Origin of the sequence: Xanthomonas translucens pv. undulosa (genome assembly GCF_017301775.1) — a bacterium.
Classification (GTDB): Bacteria; Pseudomonadota; Gammaproteobacteria; order Xanthomonadales; family Xanthomonadaceae; genus Xanthomonas_A; species Xanthomonas_A translucens.
In genome coordinates, this window is the sequence record NZ_CP063993.1 from 2,432,071 (window position 1) to 2,447,818 (window position 15,748).

General features: G+C 67.9%; 10 protein-coding genes. 7 read left to right on the forward strand and 3 right to left on the reverse strand.

Annotation, left to right across the window (positions count from 1 at the left end; genetic code table 11):
• Positions 1-25: 25 nt before the first annotated feature.
• Positions 26-1,117 (reverse strand): LacI family DNA-binding transcriptional regulator, encoded by a 1,092-nt coding sequence (locus ISN38_RS10315; RefSeq protein ID WP_206711788.1) that lies wholly within the window; start codon positions 1,115-1,117, stop codon positions 26-28.
• 194 nt (positions 1,118-1,311) lie between these two features.
• On the opposite strand from ISN38_RS10315, the gene ISN38_RS10320 reads away from it, so the two are divergent.
• From ISN38_RS10320 to ISN38_RS10345, 6 genes are all read left to right on the forward strand, one after another.
• A complete protein-coding gene (locus tag ISN38_RS10320) occupies positions 1,312-3,486 on the forward strand; it encodes an alpha-glucuronidase family glycosyl hydrolase (protein WP_425509981.1) in 2,175 nt (724 codons plus the stop codon).
• A complete protein-coding gene (locus ISN38_RS10325) occupies positions 3,483-5,459 on the forward strand; it encodes a sialate O-acetylesterase (RefSeq protein ID WP_206711789.1) in 1,977 nt (658 codons plus the stop codon). The genes ISN38_RS10320 and ISN38_RS10325 overlap by 4 nt, the downstream gene beginning before the upstream one ends.
• Positions 5,460-5,469: 10 nt before the next feature.
• The gene (gene manD, locus ISN38_RS10330; protein ID WP_206711790.1) at positions 5,470-6,729 is read left to right on the forward strand and encodes a D-mannonate dehydratase ManD; all 1,260 of its coding nucleotides are present in this window, start codon (positions 5,470-5,472) and stop codon (positions 6,727-6,729) included.
• A 29-nt stretch (positions 6,730-6,758) separates the two neighbouring features.
• Positions 6,759-8,435 (forward strand): glycoside hydrolase family 43 protein, encoded by a 1,677-nt coding sequence (locus ISN38_RS10335; RefSeq protein ID WP_425509982.1) that lies wholly within the window; start codon positions 6,759-6,761, stop codon positions 8,433-8,435.
• Positions 8,436-8,438: 3 nt separating this feature from the next.
• Positions 8,439-11,180 carry a glycoside hydrolase family 3 protein gene (locus ISN38_RS10340; RefSeq protein WP_058363723.1) on the forward strand — a complete coding sequence of 914 codons (2,742 nt, stop codon included), beginning with the start codon at positions 8,439-8,441 and terminating at the stop codon, positions 11,178-11,180.
• A 249-nt stretch (positions 11,181-11,429) separates the two neighbouring features.
• A complete protein-coding gene (locus tag ISN38_RS10345) occupies positions 11,430-12,893 on the forward strand; it encodes a mannitol dehydrogenase family protein (protein ID WP_108085269.1) in 1,464 nt (487 codons plus the stop codon).
• A gap of 230 nt (positions 12,894-13,123) precedes the next feature.
• Here the strand turns inward: ISN38_RS10345 and ISN38_RS10350 are convergent, their stop codons facing one another.
• Together ISN38_RS10350 and ISN38_RS10355 are read right to left on the reverse strand one after the other, a co-directional pair.
• Entirely contained in the window at positions 13,124-13,768 is a 645-nt protein-coding gene (locus tag ISN38_RS10350; RefSeq protein WP_081046575.1) for a hypothetical protein, read from the reverse strand.
• A gap of 304 nt (positions 13,769-14,072) precedes the next feature.
• The gene (locus ISN38_RS10355) at positions 14,073-14,627 is read right to left on the reverse strand and encodes a hypothetical protein (protein WP_233243541.1); all 555 of its coding nucleotides are present in this window, start codon (positions 14,625-14,627) and stop codon (positions 14,073-14,075) included.
• 577 nt (positions 14,628-15,204) lie between these two features.
• Between ISN38_RS10355 and ISN38_RS20310 the strand changes: the two genes are divergently transcribed.
• A complete protein-coding gene (locus ISN38_RS20310) occupies positions 15,205-15,642 on the forward strand; it encodes a SymE family type I addiction module toxin (protein WP_233243540.1) in 438 nt (145 codons plus the stop codon).
• Positions 15,643-15,748: the final 106 nt, after the last annotated feature.

The window sequence follows — 15,748 nt, forward strand, 5'->3', positions numbered from 1 at the left end:
GCGCAACCTGCCGCCCGCCGTCGTGTCAGCGCCGTTCGGGGCGCGGGGCGGCCGGTGCGGCGACCGAATCGCGCTTGATCAGCTGATGAGCGAGCACATGATCGATCTTCGTGCGAGCCGTGCATTCCTTGCTGCGGATGCTGCGCAACAGGATGTCGATCGCCGCATCGGCCATGGCCGCGATCGGCTGGCGGATGGTGGTCAGCTCCGGCCACACGGTGGTCGCGGCGGAGGTGTCGTCGAAGCCGACCACCGACAGGTCGCGCGGCACATCCAGGCCGCGCCGATGCGCGACCGAGATCGCGGCGGCGGCCATGTCGTCGTTGCTGGCGATGATGGCGCTGGGCCGATGGCGGCCCGACAGCAGTTTCTCGGCGGCGTCCAGGCCGGAGCGGTAGGTGTAGTCGCCCGGCTGCAGCAGGTGCCGGTCCAGGCGCAGTCCGGCCTCGGCCAGCGCCGCCTGGAAGCCTTCGAAGCGGCGCGCGCTGGCCGACAGGTTGGAGCGGCCGGCGATGTAGCCGATGCGGGTGTGGCCCTGCGCGATCAGGTAGGCGGTGATGTCCTTGCTGGCGTTGAATTCGTTGATGCGCACGCAGGCGACCTGGTCGCTGAAGCGGTCGGAGGCGATCGCCACCACCGGCACCTTGGCGCGGACCAACTCGCGGATCGCTGCATCCGATTCGCACAGCGGCGGCGGCAGGATCACCCCGGCCACGCCGCTCTTGGCCAGCTTGCGCGCGGCCTTGCGTTCGGCTTCGGCGCCGAGGTCGTCCCAGTAGTCCATCACCACCTGGATCGAGGTGCGCGAAGCCGCGCGCAGCACCCCGACCAGCAGTTCGCCCAGGTAGGCGCCGCTGGGATTGCTGTAGATCAGCGCGACCCGGGTGCTCTGCGCGGCGGCCAGCACGCTGGCCGCCAGGTTCGGCGTGTAGCCGAGCGTGTCGACCGCGCGCATGACCTGTTCGCGGGTGCTGTCGCGCACGTTGCCCTGGCCGTTGATCACCCGCGACACGGTCATCGGCGAGACCTTGGCCAGTGCGGCCACCTCGTCGATGGTCACGGCGAGGCTCTTGCGGCGAACCGATTTCCTGACCTTCTCCAAGATGCGCCTCTTCATTGGCTTGCGGGCGTGGATCGCGACCGGGAACGTGCCGCGCCAGCCGCGTCTGCGGCGCCGCCGCGACACGGTGTGGATCCCGCCACGAGTGAGGCCTGCATGGTACCGGGAAGCCGGGTGAGCGGCGACCGCAGGGGGGCGCCGGCATCGTGCCAGCGGGCGCGCGCATGAGCGGCTACCGGCGGTTGCGCGCGCTGCAGCGTCGGCGCCCGCGGCGCGGCGCTTGGCTGCGCAGCGCCTGCCTGTGGCTGGCGCTTCTGGTGCCGATTGCCGTGGCGCAGGCCGAGGACGGCTACGACCTATGGTTGCGCTACCAGCCGCTGGCCGAGGCGCAGGCCGCGCCATGGCGCGCGGCCGCCACGGAGCTGGTGGCCGGCGCCGACACGCCGATGCAGCGCGCCGCGCGCGACGAACTGCGCCGTGGCCTGGGCGGCCTGCTCGGCGCCGCGCCGCCGCTGGCGGCAAGCGCAGAGCGTGCCGGTGCGATCGTGCTCGGTACCCCGGCCACGCCGGCGATCGCGCGGCTGCGGCTGGACACGCGCGGCCTGGGCGAAGAGGGCTACCTGATCCGCAGCGTGGTGGTCGATGGCCGCCCGCTCACCGCGATCGTCGGCGGTGGCGAGCGCGGCGTGCTGTACGCGGCGTTCCGCTTCTTGCGCCTGCTGCAGACCGGGCAGGCGCCGGCGCCGCTGGCGCTGCGCGATGCGCCGCGGGTGAAGCTGCGCGTGCTCGATCACTGGGACAACCTGGACGGGGTGGTCGAACGCGGCTACGCCGGCGCTTCGCTCTGGGGCTGGCAGAAACTGCCCGATTACATCGACCCACGCTACACCGACTACGCGCGCGCCAACGCCTCGATCGGCATCAACGGCGCGGTGCTGAACAACGTCAACGCCGAGGCCGTGAGCCTGACCGTGGCCTACCTGGACAAGACCGCGGCGCTGGCTGCGGTGCTGCGCCCGTACGGCATCCGCGTGTATCTGAGTGCGCGCTTCAGCGCGCCGATCGAAATCGGCGGACTGCGCAGCGCCGATCCGCTGGACCCGGCGGTGCAACGCTGGTGGCGGGTCAAGGCGGACGAGATCTACGGGCGCATCCCCGATTTCGGCGGCTTCCTGGTCAAGGCCAATTCCGAAGGCCAGCCCGGCCCGCAGGACTACGGGCGCAGCCACGCCGACGGCGCCAACATGCTCGCCGACGCGCTGGCGCCGCATGGCGGGGTGGTGATGTGGCGGGCCTTCGTCTATGCGCACCAGCAGCCGGATGACCGCGCCAAGCAGGCCTATGGCGAGTTCGTGCCGCTGGACGGCAAGTTCCACGACAACGTGGTGGTGCAGGTCAAGAACGGCGCCATCGACTTCCAGCCGCGCGAGCCGTTCCATCCGTTGTTCGGCGCGATGCCGAAGACGCCGCTGATGCTGGAGTTCCAGATCACCAAGGAGTACCTGGGTTTCGCCACGCACCTGGTCTACCTCGGTACGCTGTACCAGGAAACCCTGCAAGCGGACACGCGGCGCGGCAAGCGCGCGACGGTGGCGCGGGTGGTGGAGGGCGCCGTGGACGGGCATGCGCTCAGCGGCATCGCCGGGGTCGCCAACATCGGCGCGGACCGCAACTGGTGCGGCTCGATCTTCGACCAGGCCAACTGGTACGCGTTCGGACGGCTGGCCTGGGATCCGCAGGGCGATGCGCAGGCCATCGCCGAGGATTGGGTGCGGATGACGTTCGGCAACGATCCGGCGCTGGTCGCGCCGGTGGTCGGCATGATGATGGCCTCGCACGAAGCGGCGGTCGACTACATGACCCCGCTTGGCCTGCATCACCTGATGGGCCGCGGCCACCACTACGGCCCGGCGCCGTGGGATGCGGGCAGCGCGCGCCCGGACTGGGACCCGGTGTACTACCACCGCGCCGACCGCAACGGCATCGGTTTCGACCGCAGCGCGACCGGCAGCAACGCGGTGGCGCAGTATGCGCCGCCGCTGGCGCGCCGCTTCGGTGACCTGCGCACGGTGCCGGAAGACTATTTGCTGTGGTTCCACCACGTCCCCTGGGACCATCGCATGGCCTCGGGGCGGCCGTTGTGGGAGGAGCTGATCGGCCGCTACGACCACGGCGTGGCCCAGGTGGCGCGGATGCGCGCCACCTGGGCCGGGCTGGCGCCGTACGTGGACGCGCAACGTTATCGCCAGGTCGCCGATTTCCTGGCGATCCAGCAGCGCGAGGCGCAGTGGTGGCGCGATGCCAGCATTGCCTATTGGCAACAGGTGTCGGGCCGCGCGCTGCCGCCGGGCACCGCGCCGCCGCCGCATCCGCTGGCGTATTACCAATCGCTGTCGTTTCCGTACGCACCGGGAAATCCGAAATGACGCCGCACCGTTACGCTGTCCACATCGCCCGCCGCCTGCTGCTGGCGGCGCTGTGCGTGCCCGCGTTCGCGCATGCCGACGCCGCACCGTTGTTGAATGCCCTGTTCCAGGACCACGCGGTGCTGCAGCGCGATGCGCCGATCCGCGTCTGGGGGCAGGCCGCGGCGGGCGAGACGGTGACCGTGCAGCTGGCGCAGCAGCGCGTGCAGGCGCGCGCCGACCGCCAGGGCCGCTGGCAGGCCCAGCTGGCGCCGCTGCCGGCAGGCGGGCCGTATACCCTGCAGGCCAGCACCGCGCACGGCCGCGTGCAGCGCGCCGCCGACGTGCTGCTCGGCGACGTGTGGCTGTGTTCGGGCCAGTCGAACATGGAACTGCCGGTGCAGCGCACGCTGGATACGCGCAGCGAGATCGCCGATGCGCAGCAGCCAGCGATCCGCATGTTCAAGGTACCGGCGCAGTCCAGCCCGACCCCGCAGGCGCAGTTCGGCGGCGCGACCGCGTGGCAGCCGACCACGCCGGAGACGGTGGGCGCGTTTTCCGCGGCCTGCTATTACTTCGCCCGCGAACTGCGCAAGACCGTGGACGTGCCGATGGGGCTGATCAACGCCTCCTGGGGCGGTTCGCAGATGCAGGCGTGGATCGGCGATGCGGCCCTGCGCAAGGTGGACGGCAACGCGCCGGCGCTGGACGTACTGGCGCGCTACGCCAAAGATCCGCAGCAGGCGGCGCCGCGCTGGGGCCAGCTTTGGGAGACGTGGTGGCGCGCGCACGGCAGCGGCGCGCCGTGGCGGCCGGACGATGCCAGCGGCGACTGGCGCGACGCACCGGCGGCGCTGGGCGCCTGGGACGACTGGGGCGTGCCGCAGCTGGTCAATTTCAACGGCATGGTCTGGTACCGCAGCACGGTCACGCTGAGCGCAGAGCAAGCGAAACAGCCGGCGACGCTGGCGCTGGGGCCGGTGGACGAACTCGACCAGACCTGGGTCAACGGCCAGGCGGTGGGCAGCAGCTACGGCGCCGACCAGCCGCGCAGCTACCGCCTGCCGCGCGGCGTGCTGCACGCGGGCAAGAACACCATGGTGGTCAACGTGTACAACAGCTACCGCCGCGGCGGCCTGCTCGGCGATGCGCAGGCGCAACAGCTGCAACTGGGCGACGGCAGCCGGGTGGCGCTGGCCGGATGGCAGTACCGCATCGTGCCGCCGCAACTGGGTACGCCGCCGCGCGCGCCGTGGTCTTCGGCCGCGGGCCTGACCACGCTGTCCAACGGCATGATCGCGCCGCTGGGCCGGGTCGGCCTGCGCGGCGTGCTGTGGTACCAGGGCGAATCCAACACCGGCGCTGCGGCGGAGTATCCAGCGCTGCTCGACGCTTGGCAGCGCGACTGGCGGCAGCGCTTCGGCGCGCAATTGCCGCTGCTGCTGGTGCAACTGGCCAACTACGGCGCGCCGCCCACCCAGCCCGGCGACAGCGGTTGGGCGCAGCTGCGCGAGGCGCAACGGCGCTTCGTCGCCGCCGATCCGCATGCCGGCCTGGCGGTGGCGATCGACATCGGCGACCGCTACGACATCCATCCGGCCAACAAGCAGGAACTCGGCCGCCGCCTGGCGCGCGCGGCGCGGCACGTGGTCTACGGCGAGGCGCTGGCAGCATCGGGGCCGGTGCCGCGCGCGCTGCGCCGCGACGGCACGGCGCTGGTGGTCGATTTCGACGACGTCGATGGCGCATTGCAGACCTATAGCGCGGATACGCCGATCGGTTTCGAACTATGCGGCGCGGCATCCGGCAGCTGCCGCTATGCGCAGGCCGAACTGCACGGCCGCAGCGTGCGCCTGCCGGTGCCGGCCGGCGCCGCGCCCACCCGCGTGCGCTACTGCTGGGCCGACAGCCCGGTGTGCACCCTGTTCGACCGCGCCGGGCTGCCGGCCGGTCCGTTCGAACGTTCCCTCCCGTCCGCGGCTTCTTCCCCGTGAGCGATTCGCGATGACCCAGACTTCCGATAGCGCTTCTTCCGCCCACGGCTCGGCCCGCGATCGCGAGATCGTCGAGGCGCGGGTCATCGTCAGCTGCCCGGGGCGCAATTTCGTCACCCTCAAAATTGTCACCCGCTCCGGCGTGTACGGCCTGGGCGACGCCACCCTCAACGGCCGCGAACTGGCGGTGGCGTCCTACCTGCAGGACCACGTGGCGCCGAACCTGATCGGCCGCGATGCCGGCCGCATCGAGGACATCTGGCAGTTCTTCTACCGCGGCGCGTACTGGCGGCGCGGCCCGGTGACGATGACCGCGATCGCCGCAGTGGACGTGGCGCTGTGGGACATCCTCGGCAAGATGGCCGGCATGCCGCTGTACCAGCTGCTGGGCGGGCGCTCGCGCGAGGGCGCGCTGGTCTACGGCCACGCCAACGGCCGCGACATCGCCGAGACCAGCGAGGAAGTGGCCCGTTTCCGCGAACTCGGCTTCATCGCCATCCGCGCGCAATGCGGCGTGCCCGGGATCAAGAAGACCTACGGCATCTCCAGCGGCGGCAAGCCCTATGAACCGGCCGAGAGCGCGCTGCCGACCGAGACCGTATGGTCCACCCCGCGCTATCTCAGTGTGGTACCCAAGCTGTTCGAACAGCTGCGCGCCGACCATGGCGACGAGATCGAACTGCTGCACGACGCGCACCACCGGCTGACCCCGATCGAAGCGGCACGGCTGGCGCGCGACCTGGAGCCGTACCGGCTGTTCTGGCTGGAAGACGCCACCCCCGCGGAAAACCAGCGCGCCTTCGAGACCATCCGCCAGCACTCGGTGACACCGCTGGCGGTGGGCGAGGTGTTCAACGCGATCTGGGACTGCAAGCACCTGATCGAACAGCAGCTGATCGACTACATCCGTACCACCATCGTGCATGCCGGCGGCATCACCCATGTGCGCCGGCTGGCCGACTTCGCCGCGCTGCACCAGGTGCGCACCGGCTTCCACGGCGCCACCGACGTGTCGCCGGTGTGCATGGGCGCGGCGCTGCACTTCGACACCTGGGTGCCCAACTTCGGCATCCAGGAATACATGTTCCATTCCGACGAAGCCAACGCGGTGTTCCCGCACGACTACAGCTTCCATGCCGGCCGCCTGCATTGCGGCCAGACGCCCGGGCATGGCGTGGACATCGACGAAGCCCTGGCCGCACGCTATCCGTACGCGCCCAAGCAGCTGCCGGTGGCGCGGCTGGAAGACGGCGCGATGTGGGACTGGTGAGGCGCATGCGCTGGGGACGCGCACTGGTGTTGGCGCTGCTGTGTGTCATGGTGCTGCAGGCGGCATCGGCGCAGCGCGGGCGTGCCGCAAACATCGCCGAATTCGATTGGTTCGAATACCGCGGCGACGATGCGGTGTTCGCCGCGCCGTTGCCGCCCGGCCATTACCGCAATCCGGTGCTGGCTGGCTTCCATCCCGATCCCAGCGTCGTCCGCGCCGGCGACCGCTACTACCTGGTCAATTCCAGCTTCGCCTATTTCCCGGCGCTGCCGGTGTTCGAGAGCCGCGACCTGGTGCACTGGCGGCAGGTCGGCAACGTGGTCGAGCGCGCCGGGCAGCTGGACTACGACGGCCTGCGCGTGTCGCGCGGCATGTTCGCCGCCAGCATCGCGCACCATGATGGCCGCTTCTACGTGGTCGGCACCGCGGTCGACAGCGGCGGCAACTTCATCGCCACGGCGGACGACCCGGCCGGGCCGTGGTCGCCGCTGCACTGGCTGCCGGACATCGACGGCATCGACCCGTCGCTGTTCTTCGACGACGACGGCAGCGCCTACCTGCTCAACAACGGCCCGCCGGACGGCGCGCCGTTGTACGAAGGCCACCGCGCGATCTGGATGCAGCGCTTCGACCTGGCGCGCATGCAGCCCGTCGGCCCGCGCCAGGTGCTGGTCAATGGCGGCACCGACCTGGCCAGCAAGCCGATCTGGATCGAAGGCCCGCACCTGTACAAGCGCGACGGCTGGTACCTGCTGTCCTGCGCCGAAGGCGGCACCGGCCCGCAGCATTCGCAGGTGGCGCTGCGCAGCCGCACGCCGTGGGGCCCGTACCAACCGGCGCCGCACAATCCGATCCTGACCCAGCGCGACCTGCCCGCCGAGCGCGCCAACCCGATCAGCAACGCCGGCCATGCCGACCTGGTCGAAGGCCCCGACGGCACGTGGTGGGCGCTGTTCCTGGCCAGCCGCCCGTACGCACAGGATCGCTACAACACCGGCCGCGAGACCTTCCTGCTGCCGGTCACCTGGCACGACGGCTGGCCGTCGATCCTGCCCGCCGGGCAGCCGATTCCCTACATCGCGCCGGGGCCGGCCGGGCTGCGTGCCGAGGCCGATACCGCGCCCCTGAGCGGCAACTTCACCTGGCGCGACGATTTCGATGCGCCGCGCCGCGATCCGCGCTGGCTGCTGCTGCGCACGCCCAAGCGCGAATGGCTCGACCTGCGCGCCCGCCCGGGCTGGCTGACGCTGCAACCCGATACGCAAGGCCTGGACGGCAGCGGCAATCCGGCATTCCTGGCCTACCGGCAGCAGCACACGCGCTTCGACGCCAGCACCGCCGTGCAGATACCGGCGCAGCCGGGCCTGGTCGCCGGCCTGGCCGCGTTCCAGAATGCCGATGCCTGGTACGCGCTCGGCGTGCGCCGCCGCGGCGCGCGCGCCGAAGTGTTCCTCGACAAGCGCGACGGCAAGCGCACGACCACCGTCGCGCGCAGTACGGTCGATGCCAAGGGCGCGCTGCGCCTGAAGATCGCCGGCGACGGCGGCCGCTATGGCTTCGCTTTCGCCGCCGATGGCCAGGACTGGCAGTGGCTGCGCCGCGACGACGATGCGGCGATGCTCAGCACCGCCGTGGCCGGCGGTTTCACCGGCACCACCCTCGGGCCGTACGCCCGCCGCGAACCGGATCGATCCAGCAAGGAGTAGGCAATGCACACCGAGACTGCGCCGCACCAAGGACATGGCCGCCGCCTAGCGACGCTGGCCCTGCTGTTGGCCATCGCGCCGTGCGCGGCGCCCGCCGCGCAAGCGCCGCCGTACCTGGACACCCAGCGCAGCTTCGAGCAGCGCGCCGCCGACCTCGTCGCGCGGATGACGCTGGAGGAAAAAGCCGCGCAGATGCAGAACGCCGCGCCGGCGATCCCGCGCCTGGGCGTGCCAGCCTACGACTGGTGGAACGAGGCGCTGCACGGCGTGGCCCGCGCCGGCGGCGCCACCGTGTTCCCGCAGGCGATCGGCATGGCGGCGACGTTCGATGTGCCGCTGATGCACGAAGTCTCCACCGCGATCAGCGACGAGGCGCGCGCCAAGCACCACGAGGCCCTGCGCCACGATCAGCACGCGCGCTACCAGGGCCTGACCTTCTGGTCGCCGAACATCAACATCTTCCGCGACCCGCGCTGGGGCCGCGGCCAGGAAACCTACGGCGAGGATCCGTTCCTCACCGCGCGCATGGGCGTGACCTTCGTGCAGGGCCTGCAGGGCGAAGGCGCGGATGCGCCGAAGAACGCGCAAGGCGAGACGTACCGCAAGCTCGACGCCACCGCCAAGCACTTCGCCGTGCACAGCGGCCCGGAAGCCGACCGCCACCACTTCGATGCGCACCCCTCGCAGCGCGACCTCTACGAGACCTACCTGCCGGCGTTCGAAGCGATGGTCAAGGAAGGGAAGGTGGACTCGGTGATGGGCGCTTATAACCGCGTATTCGGCGAATCGGCCAGCGCCAGCAAGTTCCTGCTGCGCGACGTGCTGCGCGATCGGTGGGGCTTCGACGGCTATGTGGTGTCCGACTGCTGGGCGATCGTGGATATCTGGAAGAACCACAAGATTGTCGCCACCCGCGAGGAAGCCGCCGCGCTGGCGGTGAAGCACGGCACCGAACTGGAATGCGGCGCGGAGTACTCCACGCTGCCCACCGCCGTGCGCAAGGGCCTGATCAGCGAAGCCGACGTCGACAATGCCTTGCAGAAGCTGATGTATTCGCGCATGCGCCTGGGCATGTTCGATCCGCCGGAAAAACTGGCTTGGGCGCAGATTCCCCTCTCGGCCAACCAGTCGCCCGAACACGACGCACTGGCGCGGCGCACCGCACGCGAATCGCTGGTGCTGCTGAAGAACGACGGTGTGCTGCCGTTGTCGCGAGCGAAGATCAAGCGCATCGCCGTGGTCGGCCCCACCGCCGACGACACCATGGCGCTGCTCGGCAATTACTACGGCACCCCGGCCGCGCCCGTCACTGTGCTGCAGGGCATCCGCGAAGCCGCGCCCGATGCCGAAGTGCTGTACGCGCGCGGCGCCGATCTGGTCGAAGGCCGCGACGATCCCGCCGCCACGCCGCTGATCGAACCGCAGTACCTGCGCCCGTCGGCCGACTCGCCCGAGCGCGGCCTGCGCGGCGAATATTTCCGCAACCGCGACCTGTCCGGCACCCCGGCGCTGGTGCGCACCGATGCGCAGATCGGTTTCAAGTGGGACCGCGGCTCGCCCACCGACACCCTGCTCGCGCGCGGCGAAGCCGGGCCGGACCAGGCCATCCCGGCCGACAACTTCAGCATCCGCTGGAGCGGAACGCTGGTGCCGCCGGCGGCCGGTACCTACCACCTGGAAACAGCGGCCGACGATGGCGTGCGGCTCTACCTGGACGGCAAGCGCCTGATCGACCGCTGGAGCGCCAGCGACCGCCTGCATGTCGACGGCGTCGATGTGCGCCTGGAGGCCGGCCGCGCCTACGACCTGCGCCTGGAGTACTACGAAGGCGAGCGCGACGCCGGCATCCGCCTGGCCTGGCGCCAGCCCGGCGCCAAGCCGCCGCTGCAGGACGCGCTGGACGCCGCGCGCCGCGCCGACGTGGTGGTGTTCGTCGGCGGCCTCACCGGCGACGTGGAAGGCGAGGAGATGAAGGTCAACTATCCCGGCTTCGCCGGCGGCGACCGCACCGACCTGCGCCTGCCCAAGCCGCAGCGCGCGCTGCTCGAAGCGCTGCACGGCACCGGCAAACCGGTGGTGGCGGTGCTGACCACCGGCTCGGCGCTGGCCATCGACTGGGCGCAGCAGCACGTGCCGGCGATCCTGCTGGCCTGGTACCCCGGCCAACGCGGCGGCAGCGCCGTGGCCGACGTGCTGTTCGGCGACGCCAACCCCGGCGGCCGCCTGCCGGTCACGTTCTACAAAGAGAGCGAAACGCTGCCGGCGTTCGACGACTACGCCATGCGCGGCCGCACCTACCGTTACTTCGCCGGCACTCCGCTGTACCCGTTCGGGCACGGCCTGTCGTACACGCAGTTCGCCTATTCCGACCTGCGCCTGGACCGCAGCAAACTGGCGGCCGACGGCCGCCTGCACGCCACGTTGAAGGTGAAGAACACCGGCCAGCGCGCCGGCGACGAAGTGGTGCAACTGTACCTGCAGCCGTTATCGCCGCAGCGCGAACGCGCGAGCAAGGACCTGCGCGGCTTCCAGCGCATCGCCCTGCAGCCCGGCGAAACCCGCGAAGTGCGTTTTGCCATCTCCCCGCAGAGCGACCTGCGCCTCTACGACGAAGCGCGCAAGGGCTACGTGGTGGACCCGGGCGACTACGAACTGCAGGTCGGCGCCTCCAGCAGCGACGTACGCGTACGCCAGCGCTTCAGCGTGCAGCCGCCGCCCGCCGCGGCGGCAACGCCGCGCCAGTAACCGCGATCTGTGGTGCGAGCCGTCACCGCTCGCACCATCGAAGCCGTAGCCGTGGATGGCTGAGGTCAGCGCCAGGCACGTCACCGACCACGCACCCGACCCCCGCGATCCCCTGTAGGAGCGGCTTCAGCCGCGACCGCCTCACCGACCAAACCCCAACTCGCCTCAACTCCCCTGTGGGAGGGCTTCAGTCCCGATGGCTCTACCGACCAAGCCTCAGACAGAAAAAATCCTCCTCCTGGACCTCCCGTGACCGAACCACGCCTCACCGCCGCCGCGCTCCCCAACCTGCCGCCGTCCATCGCCCGCCCAACCTACGCCCTGGACCGCACCCGCATCGGCATCGTCCACCTCGGCGCCGGCGCCTTCCACCGCGCCCACCAGGCCGTCTACATCGACGACCTGCTCGCCAACGAACCGGATTGGGCGATCAGCGCCGTCTCCCTGCACAGCCCGCAGGTGCGCGACGCCCTGCGCCCGCAGGACGGCCTCTACGCCCTCGTCCTGCTCGACGCACACCCCGAGCTGCGCATCATCGGCGCCATCCGCGAAGTGCTCTGCGCGCAGGACGAACAACCCGCCGTCCTCGCCCGCCTGGCCGACCCGGCAGTGCGCCTTGTCACCCTCACCGTCACCGAAAAAGGCTACTGCCTGGCCGGCGGACCACTCGACGTCGCCCATCCGGACATCGTCCACGACCTCGCCGCCGCGCACGCCCCGCGCAGCGCCATCGGCTACCTCGTCGCCGGCCTGCGCGAACGCCTGCGCCTGGGCTTGGCGCCGTACACCGTGCTCAGCTGCAACAACCTGCCCGACAACGGCGGCAAGTTGCGCCGCGCCGTGCTGCAGTTCGCCCACGCCCTCGACCCGGCACTGGCCGCCTGGATCGAAGCCGAAGCCACCTTCCCGCGCTCGATGGTCGACAGCATCACCCCGGCCAGCGACGACGCCCTGCGCGAACGCGTCGCCGCGCAACTGGGGTGCGAAGACGCCTGGCCGATCCAGCGCGAGCGCTACAGCCAATGGGTGATCGAAGACAATTTTTGCAACGGCCGCCCCGCCTTCGAGCGCGCCGGCGTCACCCTGAGCGACGACATCGCCGGCTTCGATCGCGCCAAGCTGCGCCTGCTCAACGGCCCGCACTCCGCGCTGGCCTACCTCGGCTCCCTGCTCGGCCTGGACACCGTCGCCGACGCCATGCGCCACCCGCAACTGGCCGCCTTCGTCGAAACCCTGATGCGCGACGACATCGCACCGACGCTGCAACCGACGCCCGGCTTCGACCCGCAGCACTACACCGGCGCCATCCTCGCCCGCTTCCGCAACCCCGCCATCGCCCACCGGCTGGCGCAGATCGCCTGGGACGGCTCGCAGAAACTCCCGGTGCGCCTGCTCGGCAGCATCGCCGACGCCCTGGCCGCCGGCCGCCGCATCGACCGCCTGTGCCTGCCGATCGCAGCATGGATGCAGTTCGTGCGGCGGCAGGTGCGTGATGGCGTGGCCCTGGTGGACCCGATGAGCGAGGTGCTGAGCGAGATCGGGCCTCGCGCAACTGGCGATGCAGGCCACGATGTAGACGCGTTCCTTGCGCTGGACGCCGTGTTCGCGCCGCTGTCGGGCGATGCGCGCTTCGTGGAGGCATTGCGCAGCGCTTATGCTGCGCTGGGCGACGGAAGTCCCGCGAGCGCACGACAAGCACTCGTGCCGACGTAAATTCCGTGGCTAAACTTCCTCGGCCAACAAAGGGGCCGGAGGATATATGCGTTTGAAATGCATATTCCCTCTGGCCCCTTTATGGTCCTGGTCTGCCGTCCTCATTGGTGTGGTAACCACGAAGATCGCGCCATGCGCGCACTTTTGCAAACTCAACCCGCTGCATATCGTTGATTGATAAGAACTAAAGCTGGGGAAACCTCAGCCTCTGGCCCCTTTATGCCCAATTGTTATACATCAGCGAGCTCATCTAGAATACGAGTGTATCGATCTGGCAACAAAGCATATTCGCCCCAGCCTAAGTGCTCCGCGCAGTAGCCGATGCCGTTTGCTGTTATCGCTGCCCAGAACAGTACATAACGCCCAATCATGTCGCGTCCAATTCCTTTGCTTTCCTGCTCAGCATTGTTTTGCTTCAGATAGAAATCGATTATTCTTGGACCTGAAGAAAGTCGCGTCATGCGAAGGTGGTATGGCTGAGGGTTGTTGCTATTAACAAAGCTGCCCTCAATTTTGCCAAAATACAATCTTGGCTCGTCCCTCTCTCCTTCTATGCCTGTAACCGGGTGAAGTAATTCATAAAGCGGTTGTGGGTGAGGATGACCCGGAAGCTGATAGTAGCGGTGCAAGTTTATGTCAAAACGCCGGCATAACATTTGAATAGAAGAGATGCGCGTGGGTAGCCGAAAGGTTTCCCCCCTGTGCCTTGAGATTGGAACATCAGAGAGAGGGCCGGCCTCGTCCTCAACAGGAGTCTGTTGATACACCCCTCCACCATCTGGCTGCTCTGGCTGATTTCTCATGAACTGGTTTATCAGAACTAGCTCTTCACTATCTAATGCCTGTGCTGCTGTTTCTTCGCTATCAAAACGCATCCCGACTGATTTGGTGGAACGCAGCCCGCATGGCACATCTTTGTACGAAGGCCAATGTACGAAACATGCTTTTCGATTATTCCTGAATCTCTGACGCAGCTTAGGTGACTTACTTACGCTTGTGCAGCATTCAGGGCAGAAGAGGTGTCCGTCCATTTCTTCCGTAACGTCCACGGCAACAACGCTCTGCGCCCTCGCTCGGAGCAGGCTCTGATCTCCGGCATCCACTGCCCAACCAGCATCGTAGTAGGCGAACTTAATTCTCTGAGACTCAGTCATATTGTTCTGACGTATAACACTAGAATTAAGCCGACCCGCGAAGCGGGTTCGGCTTGAATGAATTGTTAGGCAGCGACACGTGCCAAACACTATGCGATGACTTTAGCGTCGGATGGTGGTGGCGAATCATGCCGCGGAGATAAGCAAGACGCATGTGCCCCTCTATCAGTTGATTTGAGTGCATCGGTGTGCCTTTGGGATGCTCTAGCCCAGAGGTATTTGGCGCGACGATTATGGGTGCGGGCGAGGTGCCATTAGCAAGCATGTACTTAGCGAGCCAAGTCTCTTGACGCATCTTGTCACGGAAAAGCTCATCCCCCCAGTAGTCAAGCGTCTTTAGCCATTTGTCGATGTGGCCAATCTGCATAATCTGCGAATTATTTAGTTCCGCTTGCGTAAAAGCAAAGAGCTCAATTGACTTATCAAGCCAAAGGTTCTCGAAGTCCTGCCAATGCCGATATACCCAGTTCTCAATGACGCATTTTGGAAAGTTGCTGAGCTGGTCCGGCCAGCGAGCGTAATAGTCATCGAACGACTCAGTATCGCACTCGCCATAGCCTTTGACCTCAGGAGCAATCATATCGCTGCCTAACTAATATTCGGCGACAGTTTGGCTGATAATCAAGGTGTCTATTCCTGATTTCCTCCGGCTAATCTGCCGCGGCGAACTCATCACACCAACAAATTCACCTTTGGAAGGTGTGTAACTCTTGTGCCTAATCATGGTGTCCTTTCCTAGTAGCTTGCCAATGCGACGGTATCAGCACAATTCCGCGGCCGCAAGCATCCTCGCCCTCGCGCCGGTAGACGTTTGATTCGCTGTCGCCGGGCTTTCTTTTCCAGAAAAATTGCTTGAAATCTGGATGGAAATCCATTGACAGGATTCAATACCAAGCCGCATGATCGAAATGCTGCGGCACATTCCGCAGCCGGGATTGACAGCCTGAAACCACAAGGCGCACCAGCGCCCATTGCTCGATGTCGGCGCTTTTCTTTTGTCCGGCTTTCGCGATGGGGCGCGTGCTCGCCCTATGGCGGGCGGTGTGCGGAGGCCGAAAGGTCTGCCGGTTCCTTGTGGCCGGTCTGTCAACCGCGCACCGTCCGCCACCTCGGTTGACAGCGAGTCGGTGGATTCCTCAGCACACAAGGAGTCCGACATGCACCGTTTCAACAGCACCAACTTCACTCCCCCCAAGGCTGCGTCCGCGTCGCGTACACCCAAGCGCCGTGCTCGATCAGCCGACACGCAGGCCGCTGAGCACCCGGCGACCGCCGATGCTTCCCCCTTCATCGCACCCGCCGCGTCGCGCCTGCGCTTCCGCGTGCCCGAGCGCTGCACGATGGGTTACCAGCATTACGACGTGCGCCGCGCCGAGGATGTCGTCGGCTGCGCCGTGCCCAAGCTGCGTCTGTCCGGGCGCTGGCTGGAGCAGTACGGTTTTGCGGTGGGCGATGCGTTGCGGGTGACGGTGGGGCGTGGGGTGTTGTTGATCAGCCGCGTGCCGGCTGCGGTCGTGCCATCGGCGCGGGCTGTGGGCAAGAAGAAGTCGCGGGCAGCGCGCGCCGCTCCAAATCCGCTGCGCTCCAAAGTCTGACGCCATTGGTGGGCGCACGCGCGTGTTGCGTGCGCCGCCGGGGCCACGCCAGCGTCGCGTTAGGCGGCGCCTGGCGTGGTGGTGGTGGTCGGTTTATTGCTGCGAT